This window comes from Odoribacter sp. N54.MGS-14, from assembly GCF_000980295.1.
In the GTDB taxonomy this organism is placed as follows: domain Bacteria; phylum Bacteroidota; class Bacteroidia; order Bacteroidales; family Marinifilaceae; genus Odoribacter; species Odoribacter splanchnicus.
Genome location: NZ_LARL01000197.1, coordinates 1 through 296 on the forward strand (window position 1 = coordinate 1; position 296 = coordinate 296).

The 296-nt window shown below is 50.3% G+C and carries 1 tRNA gene and 1 rRNA gene; both read left to right on the forward strand.

Features of this window, described 5'->3' with window-relative positions:
- A 16S ribosomal RNA gene (locus WS42_RS15095) occupies positions 1-70 on the forward strand; the annotation flags it as partial.
- 151 nt (positions 71-221) lie between these two features.
- Positions 222-295, forward strand: a tRNA-Ile gene (locus tag WS42_RS15100).
- Position 296 lies beyond the last annotated feature (1 nt).

Consider the following 296-nt stretch of genomic DNA (forward strand, 5'->3'; position numbering starts at 1 on the left):
AAAACTGGTGACTGGGGCTAAGTCGTAACAAGGTAGCCGTACCGGAAGGTGCGGCTGGAACACCTCCTTTCTGGAGCGAAGGATTCCGTACCGAGGTCATACGAGGTATCGATCGCCTTGTGCTGCTGTTGAGATTATGTTTATATATAGATCTTGCAGACCGGGAGGCCGGTCTAAAGAGAGAAAAATGACGCTGGGACGTAAGTCTTGGCAAGGTTGACAGTCCTATAGCTCAGTTGGTTAGAGCGCTACACTGATAATGTAGAGGTCGGCAGTTCAACTCTGCCTGGGACTAC